The sequence below is a fragment of the Westiellopsis prolifica IICB1 genome, from assembly GCF_004323185.1.
Classification (GTDB): domain Bacteria; phylum Cyanobacteriota; class Cyanobacteriia; order Cyanobacteriales; family Nostocaceae; genus Pelatocladus; species Pelatocladus prolificus_A.
Window position 1 is genome coordinate 3,133,606 of sequence record NZ_NAPS01000001.1, and the last position, 19,756, is coordinate 3,153,361.

The 19,756-nt window shown below is 39.9% G+C and carries 13 protein-coding genes and 1 rRNA gene; 7 read left to right on the plus strand and 7 right to left on the minus strand.

What is annotated here, in order from left to right; all coding sequences use genetic code 11:
* Positions 1-245 precede the first annotated feature (245 nt).
* From rrf to B4U84_RS12905, 3 genes are all read left to right on the plus strand, one after another.
* Positions 246-363, plus strand: a 5S ribosomal RNA gene (gene rrf / locus B4U84_RS12895).
* Positions 364-1,412: 1,049 nt separating this feature from the next.
* A complete protein-coding gene (locus B4U84_RS12900) occupies positions 1,413-2,492 on the plus strand; it encodes a M4 family metallopeptidase (RefSeq protein WP_131118333.1) in 1,080 nt (359 codons plus the stop codon).
* Positions 2,493-2,637: 145 nt separating this feature from the next.
* Positions 2,638-2,925: a protealysin inhibitor emfourin gene (locus B4U84_RS12905; protein ID WP_017312921.1), complete on the plus strand. Its 288-nt coding sequence runs from the start codon at positions 2,638-2,640 to the stop codon at positions 2,923-2,925.
* Between the two features lie 106 nt (positions 2,926-3,031).
* On the opposite strand, the gene B4U84_RS12910 is transcribed toward B4U84_RS12905, so the two are convergent.
* From B4U84_RS12910 to B4U84_RS12925, 4 genes are all read right to left on the minus strand, one after another.
* Positions 3,032-3,961 carry a cobalamin-binding protein gene (locus B4U84_RS12910; RefSeq protein WP_017312920.1) on the minus strand — a complete coding sequence of 310 codons (930 nt, stop codon included), beginning with the start codon at positions 3,959-3,961 and terminating at the stop codon, positions 3,032-3,034.
* A 324-nt stretch (positions 3,962-4,285) separates the two neighbouring features.
* Positions 4,286-6,307 carry a serine protease gene (locus B4U84_RS12915; protein WP_131118335.1) on the minus strand — a complete coding sequence of 674 codons (2,022 nt, stop codon included), beginning with the start codon at positions 6,305-6,307 and terminating at the stop codon, positions 4,286-4,288.
* Positions 6,308-6,590: 283 nt separating this feature from the next.
* Positions 6,591-7,769, minus strand: coding sequence for a phosphorylase family protein (locus B4U84_RS12920; protein ID WP_207390934.1), 1,179 nt, complete (start codon positions 7,767-7,769; stop codon positions 6,591-6,593).
* A gap of 516 nt (positions 7,770-8,285) precedes the next feature.
* A complete protein-coding gene (locus tag B4U84_RS12925; RefSeq protein ID WP_131118337.1) occupies positions 8,286-9,872 on the minus strand; it encodes a B12-binding domain-containing radical SAM protein in 1,587 nt (528 codons plus the stop codon).
* A 608-nt stretch (positions 9,873-10,480) separates the two neighbouring features.
* Here B4U84_RS12925 and B4U84_RS12930 point away from each other — a divergent pair.
* Complete coding sequence (locus tag B4U84_RS12930) at positions 10,481-10,690, plus strand: hypothetical protein (RefSeq protein ID WP_044452062.1); 210 nt, start codon at positions 10,481-10,483, stop codon at positions 10,688-10,690.
* A gap of 306 nt (positions 10,691-10,996) precedes the next feature.
* On the opposite strand, the gene ftsH3 is transcribed toward B4U84_RS12930, so the two are convergent.
* The 3 genes from ftsH3 to B4U84_RS12945 all read right to left on the minus strand — a co-directional run bounded on the left by ftsH3 (position 10,997) and on the right by B4U84_RS12945 (position 14,635).
* Entirely contained in the window at positions 10,997-12,841 is a 1,845-nt protein-coding gene (gene ftsH3 / locus B4U84_RS12935) for an ATP-dependent zinc metalloprotease FtsH3 (RefSeq protein WP_017312914.1), read from the minus strand.
* 83 nt (positions 12,842-12,924) lie between these two features.
* Positions 12,925-13,746 carry an aminotransferase class IV gene (locus B4U84_RS12940; protein ID WP_131118934.1) on the minus strand — a complete coding sequence of 274 codons (822 nt, stop codon included), beginning with the start codon at positions 13,744-13,746 and terminating at the stop codon, positions 12,925-12,927.
* A 100-nt stretch (positions 13,747-13,846) separates the two neighbouring features.
* Positions 13,847-14,635 (minus strand): hypothetical protein, encoded by a 789-nt coding sequence (locus B4U84_RS12945; protein ID WP_017312911.1) that lies wholly within the window; start codon positions 14,633-14,635, stop codon positions 13,847-13,849.
* A 1,105-nt stretch (positions 14,636-15,740) separates the two neighbouring features.
* Here B4U84_RS12945 and B4U84_RS12950 point away from each other — a divergent pair.
* Genes B4U84_RS12950 through B4U84_RS12960 form a run of 3 tightly spaced genes read left to right on the plus strand, consistent with a single transcriptional unit; the run spans position 15,741 to position 19,235 of the window.
* Positions 15,741-16,970: a sedoheptulose 7-phosphate cyclase gene (locus tag B4U84_RS12950; RefSeq protein ID WP_131118339.1), complete on the plus strand. Its 1,230-nt coding sequence runs from the start codon at positions 15,741-15,743 to the stop codon at positions 16,968-16,970.
* 4 nt (positions 16,971-16,974) lie between these two features.
* On the plus strand, positions 16,975-17,805 hold the full coding sequence (locus B4U84_RS12955) for an O-methyltransferase (RefSeq protein ID WP_131118341.1): 831 nt from the start codon (positions 16,975-16,977) through the stop codon (positions 17,803-17,805).
* 50 nt (positions 17,806-17,855) lie between these two features.
* Complete coding sequence (locus tag B4U84_RS12960) at positions 17,856-19,235, plus strand: ATP-grasp domain-containing protein (RefSeq protein ID WP_131118343.1); 1,380 nt, start codon at positions 17,856-17,858, stop codon at positions 19,233-19,235.
* The last annotated feature ends 521 nt before the right edge of the window (positions 19,236-19,756 follow it).

Here is a 19,756-nt window from a genome sequence, read left to right on the forward strand (position 1 = left end):
AGATGAGTACTCTCACAGCTAAAGCTGGTAAGGTCACAGGTAGAACACCTGTTCATAGGCTCTAAGTGGGAGTGCAGTAATGTATGAAGCTGAGGAGTACTAATAGACCGAGGGCTTGACCTCTACTACTACATTTTTTTCGCTTCAACATTCTATGCAGTCTTCAGGGTTTTGTGATTTTAAGATTTGAGATTTGAGATTGTCAACTTCAATCCAAAATCCCAAATCCAAAATCCACAGGTTTTCCTGGTGTCTATGGCGCGGTGGAACCACTCTGAACCCTTCCCGAACTCAGTTGTGAAACGCTGCTGCGGCGACGATAGTTGTCGGGTTGCCGACCGTCAAAATAGCTCGATGCCAGGATTTTATTATACAAAACCAAAGCCTCCTACAACTTTAGGGGGCTTTGCTTTTTTACGAATTCCAAATAAATATAAATTTTCTAGCTAGAGTGAGTATATAAATATATATTAAGCTAATGATCATTTAAGTTGCATAAAATCAGAGCTGAAGCCTTTACTAAAAGCGAATATGTCTGGAAAAGTCAATAACCCCACCTTCAGCGAAGTAAGGTGGGGTCTCCCGTGGAGTTTTGATGAATAATGAATGACCATTAACCTAATACCGATTTTGATGTGCTATTAAACAGATAGGTAATTTGACTATTATTCATTTTCAAATAAATTTAAATCTAATGTTTATGTATTTTCACTTAGATTAACTCATAAAAGCAAACAAGCTAAAAGTAAGCTTTATCTGACATGTAGGTTTTGAAAAGAACAATTCAAGAAAAAAGAAAAAGTCAAGGAGCTATACCCCTTGACCACATTCAATCAAGTTTTACAACACACAACCACACATAACTAGTGAGGTCTACAACTATGTTAAATAAATCATAAGCTTTAGTCCATGATATATGCCTTAAATTACTACTTTTTTAGTAGAGGCGATCGCAACAGTACTGTAAATACACTTATTTCATAGGTTTGTAGTTAAAAAACGTAAAAAACTACATAATAACTTGATAGAAGAACTATTATATAAACTCATTGGGTATGAGAATTTAATACCTCAATATAAAATTACCCTTCGAGGGTACTGTAATTGAGCAATAAACCTGCTGACAATAACAAAGTAGGAATACTTATATCTTGCACCTAGCCCGAAATTAAAATTTGGGCTGAAACCTAAAAATCGGTTAAAAATTGACTGACTAAGGTTTTAACCCATGAAAATGGGTTAAACTTTGAGCCGAAAATTTATTTTACGGCTGATTGCAACTGGTGCAAGGTGCAAAATACAAAACTAAAAACTCTTCGTTGAATTAGGCTATCTAATCGCTTTCACACTAGAGTTAAGACTAGTATTTGCCATTACTCTATTGTACTGACTACAAAAGGAGAATATGTTAAATGGCTCGAAACAATAAAAGACCATTGGGATTTGGGTGTGAGCATCAACAATATTCAAGATGTCCAATTTGTTGTGTTGTACCACCTCACATGCTAGAGAAGATTGTAGTAAATGGTAATGAGCAACAACGTAATTGGGCGTTTCATACTTTAAATATTTCGTCACAATTCCGAGGACGACGAAATGTGGTAGGTGCAGTTAATTTTGCAGTTTCCCCTGGTGAAAAACGCCGCACTATTTACGATGCTAAAGGTACTGAACAACTCCCTGGTACACTAGTACGTGGTGAAGGCGACCGTCCTAGCAACGATATTGCAGTTAACGAAGCTTATGATAGTGCTGGAGCTACCTACGATTTATATCATGAGGTGTTTGAGCGTAATTCTATTGATGATAAAGGGCTGCGTTTAGACTCGACTGTGCATTACGGTGTTAAATATGATAACGCCTTCTGGAATGGCGACCAGATGGTTTATGGTGATGGAGATGGTGAGATATTTCAACGTTTCACTAAATGCATTGATATTATTGGTCATGAGCTAACGCACGGTGTGACCCAATACGAAGCAGGTCTGCAATATTATGGTGAATCTGGAGCGCTCAATGAGTCTTTTTCTGATGTATTTGGCTCATTGGTGAAACAATGGGTAAAAAAACAGACTGCTCAAGAAGCTGACTGGATTATTGGAGAGGGTATCTTTACAGATAAGGTGAAGGGTGTGGGTATTCGTTCGATGAAAGCGCCCGGAACAGCATACAATGACCCAGTCTTGGGTAAAGATCCCCAACCAGGACATATGAATGATAAATATACTGGTTTTGAAGATAATGGGGGAGTACATATCAACTCAGGTATTCCCAACCGTGCTTTTTATTTAGCAGCAACAGAAATTGGCGGTTATGCTTGGGAAAAAGCAGGAAAAATTTGGTACATAGCTTTATGCGATCGCTTACGTGCTAGAACTAACTTTAAACGCGCTGCGAATACCATCATCCAAGTTGCTAGTGAACTCTACGGGAATGGAAGTAAAGAACACAATGCAGTGCAAAAGGCCTGGAAAGAAGTAGGAGTAATTTAAAATTATGAATTATGAAAAATTAAATTTATAATTTAAAATTCATAATTTATATTTTGTCGTTATATTTTCTTGTTAAACTGGGAGATAAAGCTTTATCTTCCCAGTATTTTTGTTGATAGCAAAAGCTAGTACTACGGAGAGGAAAATGCAGATATTACTTCAGCGTACAGGTGGTTTTGCCGGAATAAGCAAGAAAGCTATTGTTGACACTGCTAATTTGTCTTCTGAAGAAAATCAGCAACTATCTCATCTATTGGAAGCCGCAAATTTTTTTAATTTACCTACAATAATTAACGCTCCAAGTAACCAAGCTGACCGTTTTCAATACATTTTAACTGTAGAAGAAAATAATCAACAACACACAGTAAAAGTAAGTGAAGCATCACTAACAAGAGATTTAAAGAGTTTAATTGAATGGATAAATGCTAGATAAAATAAAAAATCATAACTATTGAGATTCGAGATTTGGAATTGGGAATTGGGAATTGGGAATTCGGATGAATTAAATTTAGAAAAATTTTTATTTGTAATTCAGAATTTCAAACATTATCCCAACTTTTACCTTTATAACCATATTCAAAGATTTCTGGATGCAAAATTTCTGCCATAATTTCTAATGAATCTACTAATCTTGGCCCTGGACGATTGAAGTAAGAATTGCCATCAGTGATATAAACTCTACCAGTTTGATTAGCACGTAAATTCTGCCATTCAGGACGTTTAGTCAACAACTCAGTATCCTGACGAGTGCGATTTAAATCAAAGCCACAAGGCATGAAAACAATTATATCTGGATTGTTCGCAATCAAATTTTCCCATTTTAACTGTGTTGCAGCGTGACCAGTAACGCTAAATAAAGGCTCTCCACCTGCAAAAGTAACTAATTCAGGAATCCAATTACCAGCAATCATTAAAGGATCAGTCCACTCAATACAAGCCACTTTGGGCAATTTTTCTGTTTGGGAAAGTCCTTGTGTTTTTTGGACAACTATTTTCACACGAGCTTCTAAATTTTCTAGTACCTTGAGCGCATCCACTTGAAAAATGTTAGCAACTCGCTCAATATCAGCCCAAACGTCTCTAAGAAAATTAGGTTGTAAGGAAACAATTTGTGGTGTTGCTTGAGTAAGTTCAGCTACAGCTTTTTCCACTTCTGATAAACTTACAGCACAAACATCACATTGGTCTTGAGTGACAATGTGAGTGGGTTGTAGCCGCTCTAAAATATCCGTTTTGATTTCGTATATACTGAGGGCAGATTGGATTAATTTATTAACTTCGTCGTTGATTTCACCGCTAGAGACATTAGTTTTGAGTCTAGCTTGAGTACATATCGGACGATCTTGGATTTCAGGAGGGTAGTCACACTCGTGCGATCGCCCAACAACAGCATCAGTTAAACCCAGTATGGCTAGAATCTCAGTACCACTGGGAATTAGGGAGATGATTCTCAGATTGCTATCGCTCATCGCTTTATCCCGACAATAGTTGCAGATAGCTTAATTGTCTCAAAATTGCAAAAGTTTGGTATCTGCCTGTGGGTGGGACACACAGAGAGATTGAATACCGGGTGAAGGATTTTAGTTTAGAGTTTCAAGTTTAGAACTTGAAGTTTTTTGTTTCAGGTGAGAAATTTCTTGTTTCAACGTGAGTTCGACGGGTTTAAATCGGGAATATTCTTTTGAGAGCCTAACCATTAATGATTGTGCTGTGCAGTTTCCTTTCCTCCTACGTTCTTTTGTAGGGGGATTGCTTTAACGTGACCTGAAACTGGGGAAAATCCCCGATCCCATTTACTGCTGAAGCTTTTTAATCACATCCAATGTTGTTTGATACAACTGCGTGTTTCCTTGTTGTCGAAACCATTCCGCAACTTTTTGCAAATCTGTTATTGCGCCTTGTTTATCTCCCAATTGCACACGCAGTAAACCCCGGCTGCCATAGATTTGATTTAAATTCGGATTAATCTTCAATGCCTGATTATAATCTGCTAAGGCTCCTTGTAAGTCTTGCATTTGAGAGCGAAGCACACCTCTGTTAAAATAAGCTGCGGCGTAGTTAGGATTTATTTTGATTGCTTGGTTGTAGTCTGCTAACGCTCCTTGTTGATCTCTCAACTTCAAACGCACAGCCCCCCGGTTATTGTATACTTCCGGATCATTGGGATTAATCTTGAGTGCTTGATTATAATCTGCTAAAGCCCCTTGATGATCTCCCAAATCATCACGAACAGTACCCCGGTTTAAATAAGCCTTAGGAAGATTGGGATTAATTTTAATCGCTTGATTATTATCTGCTAATGCTCCTTGTTTATCTCCTGATAAGTAGCGGAGACGACCGCGATTATAGTAAGCTTCGGCATAGTTAGGATTAATCTTGAGAGCAGAGTTAAAATCTGCTAATGCTCCCTGTTGATCTCCTGCATCTTGACGGAGAATTCCCCGGTTACTGTATGCTTCAGCAAGATTAGGATTAATTTTGATCGCTTGATTGTAGTCTGCTAACGCTGCTTGTTTGTCTCCCTGTTCTTGGCGAATCAGTCCTCGATTATTGTAAGCATGAGCATAATTAGGATTAATTTTAATTACCTGGTTGTAATCTGCTAAGGCGCCGTTTTTATCTCCCAACTCGCTGCGAACAATTCCTCTGTTATTGTAAGCATCGTCAAAATAGGGATCAATCTTGATTGCTTGGTTATAGTCTGCGATCGCTTTCTGCTTTTCTCCTAAATCCGAGTAAGCATTACCTCGTTTATTATAAGCTTGGGCATCTTCAGGATTGAGTTTAATACTTTGAGTAGAAGCCGCGATCGCTCCTTGATAATCTTTTAAAATCGCACGGGCTACAGCTTGACTATTGTACCCTTCAACTTGATTCCCTTGTTCTAAAAATAATTTTGTCGCTGTCTGTAAATCCTTCGCTGCATTTTCTCTGTCGTAAAGATTTAACTGGATAATTCCCCGTTGGTAGTAAGCTTGTGCATATTTAGGATTGAGGCGAATTGCTTGGGTGTAATCTGCGATCGCACCTTTATAATCTTGATTGCGGTCTTTTTGTTTAGCTTGAATAAAAAAGTCATCCGCTTTTGGCCCTGTAGCTACAACATTTGGGGGACGGACTCCTAAATTAACCCCCACAGCGGAAATCTTCTGCAAAGCTGAATTAATCGTGATACCTAAACCCGTAATAATCTTACTCTGACTTTTCTCACCAATTTCTTGCTCATCAGCCCTACCGTGAATCGCTACTACTTCACCTTGTTCATTCAACACCGGGCCACCACTCATCCCTCCTAAAGTATCGTTATCGTAGATGAGATTGTAACCATCACCTTGTGGTGTACCATTGGCGTTCACACGTCCTGTAGTGAAGAATAAAGTCGGATTGGGAATGGCGCCTCTTCTTCCCGGAAACCCCACTACATAAACTGTTGTACTAGCTGTAGCTTTGTCAGAATTCCCGATTTTGGCAACTTTATAACTCTTACTACTGCTAAACTCAACAACAGCTAAATCCACTCCTGACAACTGTTTAACAGATTTAATCTGATTACTTTGTTGATCTGGTGTAATAATTTCGTACTTACTATCATCTTTTACCACATGATAGGCAGTCAGCACAGTATAAGTATTACCAGATTGCTTGATGATAACTCCCGAACCAGTTGCCACAGGATTTTGACTATCCACAATCCGTACTGTAATGTCTCTACCAATACTTTCTACCTCTTGTCCAGATAAGGCGACTGCAATTTGTGATTGCATCAATACTATGGATGCGCCTACTAGTATGGGTGGAAGATAGTAATATCTCATGGTTTTGCTGTAATTTTTTACTCAAAAATTTGTTATTATTACAAGCCACCCTAGATTTTAATTTTGAACAAAATAATTAATACAGAAGAATTAACAATAACACGATTCATCGACATTCGATAGTTCGTGGGCTAACTGTTCAGCAGTATATTGTGTAAGCAACCCATGCACCTCACCCCTTGATCACCTAAGCGCCTGCGCTTAGGGGTGTTTTTGGCGTTAAACAAAACCGGGGTGGGGTTCAAAGGGAATTATAAGTATTCAAGCGAACATAATATAACCCCTACAGTAACTCTACCAACTTCAACACGACACGTGCTTGGTTTTCAGCCGCTACTGCAAAGAAAGTCTGTAATTGTGCTGCTGCTGACTGATCACCACCGCCTGCAAGATCCGAAACACTCCGTACAGCAATAAAGGGTACGCGATTTGAGAAAGCCACCATTGCTGAGGCTGTAGTTTCCATATCCGCAACCAGCACCTCAGTATTGTTAGTTTTGTTACCGCGTTCATCGAAGTTTAAATTTGTTGCGACGTACTTGCGGTAAGCAGCATTATCAACAAAAGTAGGACCACTAATTCCGTTTCCACCCACAATGATCCGAGGAGCAGGATCAAGCTGGGTATTGTTACACTTACCGTTAGTATCTATTGCACAGTTTAGGAGTTCGACATTGATCTGACGAGCCTTGGCAAGCATATGTGGATCGACGGTAAACCAGAATTTGAGATCTTGATCAGTTTCTGAATTTGCAGCTACACCTGGAAACGGTACTGAGCGGAGTTGTTGTACGTTATTTGCATCTAAGAAATACTGAGGTATGTCATTAGAACTGACATTAGTGTTACGTAAAAAGGCATTTTTCGCATCCGGTGCAAAGATTGTCTCAGTATTAGCGAACCCTGATGATTGTGCGGTTCCAGATATAAAGTTACAAGTTTGAGCTTCCTGTGATGCCTCTTGTAGTGTATGGTTGAGTTGCAATCCAACCGAAAAAGCACAAGGAACTGTATCTCGCGTGTTGTTGAAATACATTTCTTGATGAAAGCCCCACCGCTGGGGAATCGTAACTGATCCGATTGGAGTCTCATTGGGCGTATCTGGATTGTCGTCATTTGCTCCAATTCCGCCAATTCCCCCAGCCACTCCGCTGAAGATCACATTGGTGACGCGAAATTTATCTAAGGTCAACTGAGTAACCATAGAAGCATTCACGACACTGATATTTGTTAGCACTACCACCACATTTTTGCCACGCAACTTCCCTTTGCTGAAGCGATGACCATTGATCACCGTACAGCCGTTGAATTGGTTAGCTCCATTATTCAGTTGCATTTCGCTAACGAGGCGATCAGCTTCTCCAGAGAATGCCGAAATTAGGGCGATTCGTGGTACCTTATCTGCGTGGGCGCTACAAGAACCTTCAATAGCTGCCTGCATTCTACCATCAGGTTTCAACACGCTTCCTACACATATACATGTAAGCATTAACCTTAGCAAAGCCCTATAATTTCGCATAAAAATTTTTTGTGTGTTGTAAATAAAATCACATTTTTCAAACTCCTATAAATTGAAGAATATACTAAAATAGCAAGAATTTATGATCTATTTTTTGACATAGCGATCGCACCGAGATCCCCGACTTTTATCAAAAATCGGGGATCTTTCTTGGAGTATCAAGTTCTGAACTTGAAGTTTCATGTTTCAGGCTCAACCGCCATAACTTGGTGTCTTAGTGTCTTGGTGAGTCCACTTGCCGTCTTGGACGCCACGTGCTACAAGCCGGGGAACCCGTCCAACGCAGTGGCTCCGCTTCCCGTCACGTTCAAAGTAGTGTTCCGGAGGGAAATTGGCAAGGTGGCGTAGACGCGCTCATCGGCTTCAAGGTAGAGTACCCGTAGACGCAAAGCGGCTTCTCTTAGAGTAGGGTGGTTAATAAAATTTCTTTTTGAACCACATAGACACAAAGACACAAAGCTAACCAGCTAACACTTGTGTTTTTTCCTGTTCTGGTACATAGGGCTTTTCTGCACCTTGGGCGAGATATTCTGCTAACTGGGATTCAATTTGATCGCGGACGATTTGGCGATACTCTAGAAAATGTTCGTTGTGGGCGCAGGTAGCCAAGTAATGTTCGGCAACACCAGGGTTATGTTTAATAATGCTAAAGAGATGATGCCAGAATTTCCAACGAGTTTCCCGTTTGATTCCTTGGCGCCAAATCACAATTAACAGGGCTTTGATCACTACCCACTCTGGCATTTTAAAGGGTGCTTTCCATTTCGGTGTACCCATCATCAGAAAACAACGATAGGTGCGGTCTAAATATTTTACTGGGTCATATAAATCACAAAACGCCTCAACATATTCTCTGGCTATTTCTTCCAGGGGACGAGTGGCAATAAAGTTCATCAAAGTTGTTTGGTTGATGTTGCCATCTTTGTTTTCCCGCAGTCTTCCTTCTTTTTTGAGGCGATGCCACAAGGCGGTATCTGGTAGCGCTTGCAACATGGCAAAAGTGGTGGAAGGAATGGCTGCTTGTTCTGCAAAACGGACGATGCGATCGCCTGCACCTGCTTTTTCGCCATCAAAACCAATAATAAATCCTGCCATGGGACGCAAACCGGCTTTGATGATGGATTGTACAGATTCAACTAAAGAACTACGGGTATTTTGAAACTTTTTCGTCAGTTGCAGACTTTCTTCATCGGGTGTTTCGATTCCCAAGAACACCGCCGCAAAACCGCATTCTACCATTAATTCCATCAATTCTGGATCTTGGGCTAAATCAACGGATGCTTCGGTGTCAAAGCGGAAGGGATAATTATGTTGTTGCATCCAAACTTTTAACTCTTTGAGCAACAATTTAACGTTGCGTTTGTTGCCAATAAAGTTATCATCGACCATGAAAACACCCCGCCGCCAACCTAATTCATAAAGATAATCTAACTCTGATAATAATTGGGCTGGTGTTTTGGTACGAGGTTTGCGACCATAAAGAACAATAATGTCACAAAATTCGCACTGAAAAGGACAACCGCGCGAAAATTGAATTGACATCATGTCGTAAGCATCAAAATCGAGCAAATCAAAGCGAGGAATGGGAGTTGAGGTGACATCTGGTTTTTCTGTAGCTCGTAAAGTACCAGATGTTTCTCCCCGTTGAATTGCTGCGACAAACATCGGAAGAGTAATTTCTCCTTCGTCCAAAATCAGAAAATCTGCACCTGCTGCTTTTGGTTCAGTTGGTGTAGAAGTAGGATAAGGGCCACCGACAGCAACTAGCTTTCCACGTTTTTTTGCTTCTCGAATTTGATCGAGCAAATCTTGTTTTTGGACGATCATGGCTGAGAAAATTACTAAATCTGCCCAAGCCCATTCTGCTTCTGTGACTGGACGAATGTTACGATCAACTAATTTAAATTCCCATTCCTGGGGCAAAATCGCGGCTACAGTTACCAAGCCTAATGGTGGTAACAAAACTTTTCGATTTACTAATGCTAATATCTTTTCGTATGACCAAAAAGTTTTGGGAAATATCGGATAGACGAGTAATACTCGCATAAAGTTTCAATCCTCCTCACACTTTGATTATTAAATGACGTTGATTAAAGAATGAGTGTAATTTACTGTATCTAAATCTGTTAAATTCTAACATTATTAAATTTTTTGTTTATGAAAATACAGTTGAACATGCTCAACGATTAGTTTACAAAAATAAAAAATGTTCTATTTGTATAACTAAAGCTAGAGCCAGAGATGCTCAAAATTATCCCAGAGGCGATCGCTCAGAACGAAGGCATAAAAATGTGACTTATCTTACATATTTACGGCTAATTTCTCAGTAAATGCTAAGAATTTCATGAAATTTTTAACAATATAGTGATGAATTTATACTATACTGGTGTGGCAAAGGGTTAAGTGAGTTAAAACCCTAAATTTAAAATATAGACTCATTTATCAGGGTATTTTCGTTATCCAGAAGTTGGAGCGAATGACATTTGCCGCATCACAAAATTTACTTAGATTTTGCACCAGTCTCAACAACGCCAAGAGAATGAATTCTTAAGCTATTGCCAAGAAAACTTATTCTTTAATGAGATATTAGTTAGGTGGAAAATTTGAGTTCATCTAAAGTACAAACGTCAACAAATTTAAGGCATAAACATATCATGACTAGAATTGCAATATCTGACATTTCTCTGGAGCAAAATTATCTCGCAGACTTATCTGAAACGGAGTCTGCAATTATTACAGGTGGTTTAAATTTCAAAGGGTTTCTTCTGGGTTTGGCTACGCTTTCTGTTGTATTTACGTCCAAAAAAATTGATGCCATCCAAGCAATTACTATTGCCTCAATTAACGCGATCGCTTCGCTTTAATCAAGCAGGCGATATTGTGATAGTGAACTACTAACGTTAGGATGAATACCGTATTTTTGTAAAACGGTATAAGCACAAGGGATAAATTTATATAGCAATCCTAAATCATTTGTAAAAATTGCAAAGCCAAGATCCCCGAATTTTTATAGAATTCGGGGATCTTGAATCTTACGAAAGATTTAGAGATGCTATATAAACTCAAAAAAACAGGGAATTTCTGTAAAATTCAAGAATTCCCTGTTTTTTGTGAATTATTTAAACTGACAAATTAGGAATTAATTATATTAACTCCTAATTCTTCAATCATTATGCAAACGCTGCTGTTTTCACGTCGTTGTTTGCCAACAGGTCTTGCAATTCCTCAGCGTCTACAGTTTCTTTCTCAACTAACATTTCTGCAAGTTGGTCGAGAACGTGACGGTTCTCTGTCAAAACTTTCTTAGCACGGGCGTAAGCTGAATCTACTAATTGACGAACTTCTTCATCAACAGCAGCAGCAGTTTCTTCGGAAAAATCACGTTCTGACATGATATCCCGACCTAAGAACATATTGCCTTGCTGACGACCAAGGGCAACTGGACCGAGTTTTTCACTCATACCAAAGCGAGTTACCATTTGGCGAGCCACACGTGCTACTTGTTGGAGGTCGTTAGAAGCACCGGTGGTGACTTCTTCTTCACCAAAGATTAATTCTTCAGCAATACGACCACCCAATGCTACAGCCATCTGATTCTCCAGATAGGAACGGCTGTACAAACCACTATCCATACGGTCTTCGCTGGGGGTAAACCAAGTTAAACCACCGGCACGACCACGAGGAATAATGCTAATTTTTTGTACTGGATCATAGTCTGGCATTAAAGCACCAACCAAAGCGTGACCAGCTTCGTGATAGGCGACCAGTTCCTTGCGTTTTTCGCTCATGACTCGGTCTTTCTTTTCTGGCCCTGCCAAAACGCGATCAATCGCATCGTTGATTTCATCCATCGAAATTTCGGTCAGGTTGCGACGTGCAGCCAGAATAGCGGCTTCGTTGAGCAAGTTCGATAGATCCGCACCTGTAAAACCAGGACTGCGACGGGCAATTTTATCTAAGTCCACATCTTTTGCCAGAGTTTTGCCACGGGCGTGAACTTTGAGAATTTCCACACGTCCAGAGTAGTCTGGGCGGTCTACAACAACTTGACGGTCGAAGCGACCGGGACGCAACAAGGCTGCATCTAAAACGTCAGGGCGGTTTGTAGCTGCGATAATAATAATACCGGTGTTACCTTCAAAACCGTCCATTTCTGTGAGTAACTGGTTGAGGGTTTGTTCCCGTTCGTCGTTACCACCACCTAAACCTGCGCCTCGCTGACGACCAACAGCGTCAATTTCATCGATGAATACAATACAAGGCGCATTGGCTTTGGCTTGCTCGAATAAGTCACGGACGCGGGATGCACCCACACCCACAAACATTTCTACAAACTCAGAACCAGAGATGGAGAAGAAGGGGACACCTGCTTCACCTGCTACAGCACGAGCCAATAGTGTTTTACCAGTTCCTGGAGGGCCTACTAACAAAACGCCTTTAGGAATTTTGGCTCCAACAGCAGTAAAGCGATCGGCATTTTTCAAAAAGTCTACGACTTCGTTTAATTCCAGCTTGGCTTGGTCAATACCAGCAACATCCCCGAAGGTAACTTGGGTTTGTGGTTCCATTTGGACTCTGGCTTTGGATTTACCAAAGTTCATCGCTTGGCTACCAGGGCCATTTTGAGCGCGGCGTAATAAGAAAAACAAACCAACTAAAAGTAATACGGGGAAGAATAAGCTGCTAAGTGCCTTAAACCAAAATCCTTCGTCTGTTTGAGGCAGAACGATAATATCAACGCTTTGTTCGTTAAGTTCGTTGATCAGGTTAGGGTCATTAACCAAAGTCACCAATTTCTTCTTGGAGTCAAATTTAGGGGTGACTATAGCCGTAGATCTATCCGCACTAATACTGACTTTTTCTACCTTGCCAGCTCGGACTTCTTGAATAAATTGACTGTATCGCCATGTCTCTCTGCTTTGGGGTTGCTTGTCAAAAAATGCTGTCCCAAGAGCAATGACAACTATAAAAAGCAGTGCGTACAGCCCCGCATTTCTCCACCGTTTATTATTCACTGAGGTCAATCCTCCTAAATTTTTCGTGCGAGGGCATTTTAAGAATTATGTTAACTTATCTTAAGGTATACCAAATTCCACACCTACAATGCTAGTAAAAATCTCCGTATTTGTTGAAAACAAGAATGGTGGGGATTATATTGTAGCGATCCTGTAGGCTGAATGACGGTGTGGATCGGAACTATTTCGACCACACTGTTGCAATAGGCGATCGCTTCCATTTTTTTGACTAGTTCCGATGTCCAAGGTTCCTCTCGTACTGGCTGCTGTTGTTGTTGCAAGTAGTTGATGAGTTGCGATCGCATGATTCCGGGTAAGATTCCCACCGATAATGAAGGCGTCCACCAACAACCATCCCCCCAACCGAAAAGATTACCTGTAGTTGTTTCTAGCCAATTTCCCAGATCATCTACTAATATTGCCTCTTGGGCGTCTAGTTTTTGAGCGCTATTTCTCGCTAGCCAAGCACTGAGATAATTTCCAGTCTTGTGATCGGGTAAACTCCGATAGTATTTTGGGGATGATAAGGTAGCAGACACCCCATGATTTTGTTTTTCTGTTAAGTCTTTTGGTAATTCCCTACCAGTAATCCATTCTCGCCCATCAGGAAATACAGAAATTCTGAGGATGGGGAAGTACGCTATGAGCAATTCTGCGCCTTGACGTAATCGCTTTTGTTGTGGTAGAGACCAATCAAAAGCTTGCAAACTAAATTTTAGGCGATCGCAGTGAGCTTGCCAGTTAGTTAGTCGATGGTCCAAGGATTGATCATAGACTCGCAAAGTGGTAAAAACCGTTGCGCCATAGAGCAAACCCGGATCGTCAATAGGTAACTCTAGGGTTTGGGAATGGATTAATTTGCCGTTATACCAGTGGGGGGGGAGCGGGGATTGGGGATCGGGGATTGGGGACAAGGGGGACAAGGGGGACAAGGGAAGGAGGAGATAACTATTGACTATGAACCAATGACCAATGACAATTGACCAATGACAATTGACCAATGACTTAATCTTGTTTCGGTAATCTAATCTTGGTGGAACCGTCAGGATTTTTGATGACTTTTCCTCCTAAAGCTTCTATGGTGACAATTGCTCTTTGGTGGGTTTTTTTGTCAACTTGATTATTTAATACCATTGTCCAGGTAGCAATTTGAGCATATTTACTATCAGGATTAAGTTCTAAAAAGTCAGCTGTTTTTTGGGAAAATTCCGCGACCTGTTTACTCTCTTCATCTGTATGCTTACTTGCCCAGTTAGCAGCTTGTTGAAAAGATTGTTTGGCATTTAGAGAATTGCCTAAAAACAATAATTCATCAATGCCTTTATAACGCCACACGTAGTAGGATTTGGAGGGAACCCAAGGGGAAAGAGATTTTAAGCTATTGTTCATTAATGCAATGGAACGCTCTGGCATGGCAGCATACATAGAAGTACTGGTAGAAAGACCAAGGTAAGCTTCTAAAAATCGCGGGTCGCGTTTCAAGATGACTTCAAAATATTCGGGACTAAGGCTGTAACCTGTTTTCGCGCGAACTTCATCATCACCAAAGTATTGCAAAAAATCTAGATATACCCAGTTTGCTATTAAATTAGTATAACCAAAACTCGGCATTTGTTTGAGCAAATTCAACCTAAGTTTTTCTGTGTTTATTTCTCTTTCTAAAGTTTCTAATGAAGCAGTTTTATGATTAGAAATTAGTTGTTGCATGTGTGGAAATTGCAACAAACAAATACCTGAAATACACAGACAAGCTGAAAAAAATCCACCGATAATTTGACGAGAGGAAGCTAACATTACTACTTAATTGACAAATATGCATCACACCATAGACATATAGTTCCCGTATTTTCTCAGAAAATAACAATATTCAGTAATTAAAAATTCTAAACAGCAAATCCAGAGATATTTTGGCTCTATCGATATTTTTTCGTCAGAACTTGTCTGATCTGCAAAATTTTTTAGGTGTTCACATACCATATTTAGTACATTGATAAATTATATTTTATCTTTATTTAGTTTTTAATTTTTAATAAATTATCCTAATATATATTTTGGTAGATATTTTCTCTATTAGAGTTAAGCTAAATTTTGTTAAGGATACTCATTAATTAATTTGTGTTCCACAGAGTTAAGTTAAACACTTATCTCTTGATGTTGCTTTGAAAACTGACAAAGTAACTGCGATTGATTTGGCTTTCAGCTTGAATAACATTTCCAGCCTTTTTAGGTATGGCATAGTATCACTTTTGACACAAACATAAGGTTCTAGATAAATGTTAAAAAACAGCGAACTGAATATCAATCAGGGCTGTAATCTTAAGTGGAAGCTAGGAGACAAGCAGAGAAAGTTTTCCACACTAAAAGTCCTGCAAATCATAGCAGTTGAAGATCAGCTATAATCGCAAAAGTTAATAATTTTCATTGCCATTAACATCAGTTGAATATTGGTATCTTGTTACCTTCAAATATTGCATGTATACTAAAAACGGCTTAGAGATTTACTTGTTTTGAAGAGTTAAAATCTTTTTTAGGCAATGTTTATAACTAATTTAGGTGAAACTCCGGCTATTAGTCGTTCATAGTATAGACTAACAATGCATCGTTGTCAGAAACAGATGTTGTTTTTTAGTGGTCTTTATTTGATTGTAATTAGGTATTGAATCAAGTTTTTGAGGCTATCTTATGATTCGTTTATGTGTAGTAGAAACCTAAAAGGTAGCTTGAAAATAGTGAATTTTCATTGTTGATTAATATCCAACGCCAACTAGGATGAGATAGTAGTTTATCTACTTATTCTTGTTTGTGAATTAGTTGTAATGTGGAGTAAAAAAGCAATCAACATTCAACCTGGATATTGTTCAGAACCATTCCCCGCATTCATACGTAAAGGACAAAAATAATGGGTACACCTCACGCTACTTTTGCAGCTACTGAGACAGCATTTCATGTGACGGGCTACGAAAAGATAGATTTTAGTCTGGTTTATGTGAATGGTGTATTCAACATTAAAAACACAGAAATTGCTGATAGTTATCAGAAGTTTGGACGCTGCTTGACTGTTGTTGACCATAATGTCTACCGTTTGTATGGAGACCAAATTAAGTCGTATTTTCGTTACTACGACATAGATTTAACTGTGTTTCCAATTACTATTACTGAACCTGGCAAAACCATGGCAACTTTTGAACAAGTAGTTGATGCGTTTGCCGATTTTGGCTTAATTCGTAAAGAACCAGTTTTAGTAGTTGGTGGTGGTTTAGTTACTGATGTTGTAGGTTTTGCTTGTGCGGCTTATCGTCGCAGTACTAACTATATTCGCATTCCCACGACTTTGATTGGTTTGATAGATGCTGGGATTGCGATTAAAGTAGCAGTCAATCATAAAAAGCTGAAAAATCGCTTGGGTGCTTACCATGCACCGCAGAAAGTCATTCTAGACTTTTCCTTTCTCAAGACACTACCAACAGCCCAAGTCCGGAATGGAATGGCGGAGTTAGTGAAAATTGCTGTGGTAGCAAATGCAGAAGTTTTTAATTGGCTGTATGAGTACGGAGAAGACTTACTGCATACGCACTTTGGCTATCTCAACGGTACAGAGGAACTGCAAGAAATTGCTCACAAAGTGAACTACGAAGCAATTAAAACCATGCTGGAGTTAGAAACTCCAAACCTGCATGAGCTAGACTTAGATCGCGTCATTGCTTATGGTCACACTTGGAGTCCGACACTAGAATTAGCACCGCGGGTTCCTCTGTATCATGGTCATGCTGTCAACATCGATATGGCGCTATCAGCAACTATTGCTGAACGACGGGGATATATTACTGTAGCAGAACGCGATCGCATTCTTGGATTGATGAGTCGTCTAGGTTTAGCCCTTGATCATCCCCTTCTAGATAGCGATTTGTTATGGTACGCTACCCAGTCTATCACCCAGACAAGAGACGGGAAACAACGCGCCGCCATGCCAAAACCTATTGGTGAGTGTTTCTTTGTCAATGACCTAACCCGTGAAGAATTGCATCAAGCTTTGATGGCACACAAGGATGTATGTGCAACATATCCCCGTTGTGGAGATGGGATTGAAGCCTATATCAGTGCAGAACAATCTGAGATGGTAGGAGTCTAGAATCGTGACTAGCATTGTTGAAAAGAACACAGCTAGACCCGTAACTCCCCACGGTATCTTGGTTGAACAGCTACAAAAAACTCTGGCTTTGGCAGAATCAGGAAATACACCTGAAACTGTTGTCACTGCACTACGACAGACGTATCAATTAGCGGCGGGTTTAGAACCTTATATTAGTGACCACACTACCACTGAATCTGACGCCTTAGCAGCACTGGTACAAAAAACTACCAAAGAAGACTGGACAAAACGTTTCACTGATGGTGAAACAGTGCGTCAACTAGAACAGGAAATGCTTTCTGGACACGTCGAGGGACAAACCCTGAAAATGTTTGTTCACATGACTAAAGCGAAAAGTGTCTTGGAAGTAGGAATGTTCACCGGGTATTCTGCTTTGGCAATGGCAGAGGCATTACCTGATGATGGACGAGTGGTAGCATGTGAAGTGGACTCTTATGTTGCTAGCTTTGCTCAAACTTGTTTCCAGAACTCACCCCACGGTCATAAAATTACTGTGGAAGTTGCACCAGCCTTGGAAACTCTGCAAAAACTTGCAGCAGCAGGTGAATCATTTGATTTGATATTCATCGATGCTGACAAGAAAGAGTATGTGCAGTATTTCCAGATCATCTTGGATAATAATCTACTTGCATCTAACGGCATTATTTGTGTAGATAACACTTTAATGCAGGGACAGGTTTATCTGCCACCAGAACAACGTACAGCTAATGGTGAAGCGATCGCTCAATTTAACCAAATCATTACCCAAGATCCGCGTGTAGAACAAGTTATACTACCGCTTCGTGATGGTGTGACTTTAATTCGGCGGTTGTAAAAAAATGGGGTTTGCGTGGTACTGATGGGTTTTTTTTGAGGGCGAATTATATGACACAATCTATTTCTGTGGCTTCTGTTGGACAAACAACTCAGTCAGTTACCCTGGGACTTCGCATATCTGCGTTGTTTAAAAATTTAGCTACACTTGCACTGCTGTTGTTAGTATTGCCAATCAATGCTGCGATTGTGTTGGTATCGCTGTTATTGGGTAGTCAATCGCAAGCGATCGCCACCGAACCCAAAAACATCTTGATTAGTGGCGGTAAAATGACTAAGGCGTTACAATTAGCCCGTAGTTTTCACGCCGCCGGACATCGAGTGGTTTTAGTAGAAACTCACAAATACTGGTTAACGGGACATCGATTTTCCAAAGCAGTAAGTCGTTTCTACACTCTACCAACGCCCCAATCTGATCCTGAAGCATACACCCAAGCCCTATTAGATATTGTTCAAAAAGAAAATATCGATGTCTATGTACCCGTGTGCAGTCCGGTTGCTAGTTACTACGACTCTTTAGCTAAACCCGTACTGTCGAAGTACTGCGAGGTTTTTCACTGCGACGCAGATGTCACCCAAATGTTGGATGATAAATACGCTTTTGTTGAGAAAGCGCGGAGTTTGGGGTTATCTGTTCCCAAGTCTTTCAAAATTACTGACCCGGAACAGGTGAGCAACTTTGATTTTTCTCAAGAAAAGCGTAAATACATCCTCAAAAGCATTCCTTATGACTCTGTTCGTCGCTTAGATTTAACCAAACTTCCTTGTGAGACTCCCGAAGCAACAGCAGATTTTGTCAACAGCTTACCCATCAGTTCCCAAAAGCCATGGATTATGCAAGAATTCATTCCTGGAAAAGAATTTTGCACCCACAGCACTGTCCGCAATGGGGAGTTGAGAATGCATTGCTGTTGTGAATCTTCGGCATTTCAAGTTAACTATGAGAATGTCGATCATCCCCAAATTTTGGAATGGGTGCGACACTTTGTCAAAGCATTAGGTATCACTGGACAGGTATCTTTTGATTTTATCGAAGCACAAGATGGCACAATCTACGCCATTGAATGTAATCCGCGTACCCATTCTGCCATCACTATGTTCTACAATCATCCGGATGTGGCAAATGCTTATTTAAGTGAAATTCCACAAGTAGAACCAATTCAACCTCTGATTAATAGTAAGCCTACCTACTGGACTTATCATGAAATTTGGCGATTGACAGGAATTCGTTCTTTCTCACAGTTGCAAACTTGGTTGAAAAACTTTTTTGGTGGAAAAGATGCGATTTACAGTTTGAGTGATCCTCTACCTTTTTTGACAGTTCATCACTGGCAAATTCCTTTATTATTGCTACAAAATTTGCAACAGCTAAAAGGTTGGATCAGGATAGATTTTAATATTGGGAAATTGGTTGAGTTCGGTGGCGATTAAATTCAGTTATCAGTTATCAGTTATCAGTTATCAGTTAGTAGCTGTTCACTGATAATTTATAGATATTGAATATATATAGGACTCATATTTGATTTCTGAAATACACGTAGTGGCGTGGCAAGACTAAAAAGATGCGATAAATCTCTTCTTCATTCTCTGCGTTCTCTGCGCCTCTGCGGTTTACTAATGCACTATTTTAAGGCTGTCGCGCCACTACAGATACTTATACCATTTCTTTATGAGGCTGCGCCAAATTTAATTGACTTCTTCTTTCTTTCTTCGTGTTCTTTGTGTCCTACCCTGCGGGTAAGCGCTTGCGCGTCTATGTGGTTCGTTCCTTATATATTAGGCGCATCTTCATACAGAATTGGTATTAGATTTTTTCAGAAATCAAATCGGACTCCTATAGCAGTAATAAATCAATACGGTTGGTGTTAGAGTTAAAACTTTTTGTGAAAATCAATTTTTTTTACCAAACCGCAGAGGCGCAGAGGACTCAGAGATAAAGAAACAATTCTTAC